This is a genomic window from Bacillus sp. ISL-7 (assembly GCF_018613065.1).
The window spans coordinates 1-1,920 of record NZ_JAGGQW010000065.1 but is presented as its reverse complement, the minus strand read 5'-3'; the positions used below and the strand labels follow the sequence as shown (position 1 = coordinate 1,920).

Here is a 1,920-nt window from a genome sequence, read left to right as displayed (position 1 = left end):
ATTGTTCCGCATTCATAATTTCGACACACAAATTATTGCAGCATCTGTTCGTCATCCGGATCATGTAACTCGTGTAGCAATGGCAGGTGCACATGTTGCAACGATTCCATTTTCAGTCATTGAGCAAATTTCTAAACATCCACTTACTAATCAAGGAATCGAAAAATTTGCTGCTGATTGGGAAAATACTCTTAAAAACTAAGTTAATTAAAAAACACGACAGGAGAAATTCATCCCTGTCGTGTTTTTACCCACTACAGTTCTACGATATATACCCTATAGTTTATGAATAATTATCTCTAATTGCTTTATTTAAAAGGCCTATGCTGCGGTCTAAATCTTCTTTGACTTGCTTCTTATACCGTCTAGCTTCATCCTTATTGGCAATTTCATATACTTTAAGCTCTTGGCGCTTTGACCCCTCTTTTATAATGCGAGACCTTGTGATGATTCCATCATCCAGCAGTTCGTGCAATCCTTTGTAAACTTCAGAATGGTTGGGCTTATAATCAAAGTGTTTAAATGTTTTATAAAAATCATCCAACATCTCTTGGCCGTATGGTCTCCCCTGCTCGATCCACGAGATCAAATACAGCTTAATAAACGCACGCTGCTTGATTAAAAAGTTATCTCGGTTGCGTGATTTTACCTCTTTTTCTTTTAATATATTATCCTTCAAAATAAACCCTCCTTGCTGACCGTTTGGTGGTGTTACTTGAATTATAAACTATACGTTGTCCGGGCGTGTATATAATAGTAGATGTGAATTTAGCACATATTGAAATTAGAAAATTTTTTTGCAGCCACAAGTTGTTCTAGAGCTATAATTTCATTTTGTCACGAATTATCCGTGTATTTATTTGGAGTTATTTTCTTATTCTTAAAAAATTAGAAAAAAACATCGTAATCTTACATTCTTCGACCTTTTTTCTCTTTTCCATTGTTAATCAAACGTTTGTTTAGTTCCGGTATGAATCCTTGCTTATAAAGGAATATTTCATCCTAGCATGTAAAAAGATTGTCACGCGATTTTTGTAGTTTTCTTCTTAATTCTCAAAAATTAGAAAAAACATCGTAATCTTACATTCTTAAGGACCTTTTTTCCCTTTTCCTTTGTTAATCAAACGTTTGTTTAGTTTTGGTATGATCCCTTGCTTATAAAGGACTTTTCCATCCTTGAAGCAAAAAAATTGTCGAGATTGGGATACGTTTGAATAACCTTTTGTAGTTAATACAGATATCAAACTTCAAAGTCCAATTTAATAAAATTCCAAATTCGATATGTATATTTTTCAGAGTCTTATCCATACAGATAGTCTCGATTTAATAAGGTAGAATGTTTTATGTTTGAACTATTCGGAAGTAAACCACGGAGAAGAATAGGAAGATAGGAAGATTTCTTGATTCACGAGGAATAAACCAAGGATGCTTATCAGGAAAAAAAACAATCCGAAATGCAATCAGAATGATTTTATCTATTTCAATACATTTTATTAAAGATCACCCCAAGTAAGTATTAGAGTACTCGTTTTTGAAATTTATAACTAATATAATATTCCATTTATTTAACATGGAATAAAAAAAACCTTAAGAATAGCTCCTTAAGGCGAATAAAAATTATGTAATTCTATGTATTTTATATGAGTAGATGCGCTTGATTGCGGAGGCAGGATTTGAACCTGCGACCTTCGGGTTATGAGCCCGACGAGCTACCAGACTGCTCCACCCCGCGATAATAAAAAGTATTACGTTTGTTTAATATTAAATTAAACAGCCTGGCAACGTCCTACTCTCACAGGGACGCGTGTCCCAACTACCATCGGCGCTGAGAAGCTTAACTTCCGTGTTCGGTATGGGAACGGGTGTGACCTTCTCGCCATTGCTGCCAGACTATTTTGTTGAGGTATCATTCCCTCAAAA

Annotated in this window: 2 protein-coding genes, 1 tRNA gene and 1 rRNA gene; 1 reads left to right on the top strand and 3 read right to left on the bottom strand. The window is 34.7% G+C overall.

Annotated features, from left to right (window positions below):
• On the top strand, positions 1–202 hold a 202-nt coding region (locus tag J7E66_RS25050; protein ID WP_285289258.1), incomplete at its 5' end, for a transaldolase family protein.
• Between the two features lie 81 nt (positions 203–283).
• On the opposite strand, the gene J7E66_RS25045 is transcribed toward J7E66_RS25050, so the two are convergent.
• From J7E66_RS25045 to rrf, 3 genes are all read right to left on the bottom strand, one after another.
• Positions 284–679 carry a helix-turn-helix domain-containing protein gene (locus J7E66_RS25045; protein ID WP_251033129.1) on the bottom strand — a complete coding sequence of 132 codons (396 nt, stop codon included), beginning with the start codon at positions 677–679 and terminating at the stop codon, positions 284–286.
• Between the two features lie 979 nt (positions 680–1,658).
• A tRNA-Met gene (locus J7E66_RS25040) sits at positions 1,659–1,732 on the bottom strand.
• Between the two features lie 41 nt (positions 1,733–1,773).
• Positions 1,774–1,890: ribosomal RNA gene (gene rrf / locus J7E66_RS25035) — 5S ribosomal RNA — on the bottom strand.
• Between the last annotated feature and the right edge of the window lie 30 nt (positions 1,891–1,920).